Below are 1,585 nucleotides of genomic sequence, written 5' to 3'. Positions count from 1 at the left end.
ATTTACAATGCTGCCGCAAGCGGTACGCCGATCGAAGAAATTTTTGAGTCATTAAAAATAGCCTAAAAATCTGTTTTTTTATTCAACTGTAAAATTATTCAAGTAAAAATGCACTATTATAGTATACAATTATTTTTGAAATTCGTAAAATTAAATAATAAGCTGTATAATAAAACACATGAATACTTTTCTTTTATTTTTATTGGTAATTTATTTAGGGAGGAGGAGTAAGTATGAACGAAAAAAGACCATATATAGTAACATTTATTGGAGATGGGTACATTATTAGTGCTTTCTTATTAACATTATCACTTTTTACAGACTATGTTGAACCACTACCTAATTATTTAAAGGTTCCTTTATCAGATATAATATTGAATGCATTAATTATTATGATTCTTTTAATAGCATGTTATGGCTACTTAAAACTAAAAAGATGGGGTTATTGGTTAATATTAAGCGTTGAGTTATATTATTTATTAGGATGGATTATTTCTTATAAACAAATTCCTATAATCACTATCATAGGATTAATATTCATTTTACCAACAATAAAGTATTTTAGTGAAAAAACGGTTAAGTCACATTATTCTAAATGAATTTGTGATGTTTTTAGTGCCTCCCCCATAATTGGGGGGGTTTCACGTTGGGAGGCTGACACCACAAGCCCCCATTTAGATACACAATTTTCCCTAAATGAAATTTTAATAATAAAAGTTTATAATGATTTGATAAAAAGTAGCTCTACATGATGTAGGTAAAATTGCTTTACTTGAAAAACCGATTAAGTTATACTTTAAATATCCTTTGTAGGCATATTTTGGGACAGTGATAGGGGGAATATAATGAGAATTGAAATTAGTAGAAACTCTCATTTTGGAACAGGGCTTCTAATTATAGAATTAATTTTAACAATGTATTTATTTAATCAAAATATGGAATTGAAACACTTTAGTCCTTGGATGCTGAATTTTTGGACAAGTCTACACTCGGCTATACACTTGGTTATATACATAGTATTTTTCCTTGGTATGATTTATATTTTTATTAGAAGTAAAATTGGAGGTATTATTGTTAGTTTATTTTATAGTGTTATGTGGACTATGTTACTTGTGTATTTTATACATAATTTTTAGACCAAATTATAATTAAAATCCTTTCCACCAAAAAATGGTTATTGCTATTCTAAAGTATTAAGCCAAGCTTTGGTTTCTTTCATTCTATACGAATTACCATTTATGTTAACAACATATGATTTATGTGTTAATCTATCGGTCATAGCAGCTGTCATCACAGGATCTCCAAATATTTCACCCCATCTATCAAATGATAGGTTCGTAGTTATTATGGTGGATTTCTGTCCGGCTCGTAGAGATATATTTGTAAAGAGTAGCTCTGCCCCCTCTTTATCAGCTGATATATAACCAAATTCATCTAAAATAACCAGATCATATTTAGATAATTTGTTTTGATATGTCCTTAAGGTTTTAGTTGATTTTAATTCTTTCAATTGTGTAATAAAAAGCGGAACAGTTGTAAATAATACTTTATATCCCTCTAAGCATGCTTTCATTCCTAAAGCAAT

At 28.4% G+C, this 1,585-nt stretch carries 3 protein-coding genes; 2 read left to right on the top strand and 1 reads right to left on the bottom strand.

Annotated elements, in window-relative coordinates; all coding sequences use genetic code 11:
- Positions 1 to 233 precede the first annotated feature (233 nt).
- A complete protein-coding gene (locus tag CLPUN_RS07045; RefSeq protein ID WP_077846609.1) occupies positions 234 to 599 on the top strand; it encodes a hypothetical protein in 366 nt (121 codons plus the stop codon).
- A gap of 246 nt (positions 600 to 845) precedes the next feature.
- A complete protein-coding gene (locus CLPUN_RS07040) occupies positions 846 to 1,136 on the top strand; it encodes a hypothetical protein (protein ID WP_077846608.1) in 291 nt (96 codons plus the stop codon).
- Positions 1,137 to 1,180: 44 nt separating this feature from the next.
- Here CLPUN_RS07040 and CLPUN_RS07035 read toward each other — a convergent pair.
- Positions 1,181 to 1,585: ATP-binding protein (locus CLPUN_RS07035; RefSeq protein ID WP_158078716.1), on the bottom strand; the 405-nt coding region annotated here is incomplete at its 5' end.

It is taken from the genome of Clostridium puniceum (genome assembly GCF_002006345.1).
In the GTDB taxonomy this organism is placed as follows: Bacteria; Bacillota; Clostridia; order Clostridiales; family Clostridiaceae; genus Clostridium; species Clostridium puniceum.
This window is presented reverse-complemented; position numbering and strand designations above follow the sequence as displayed.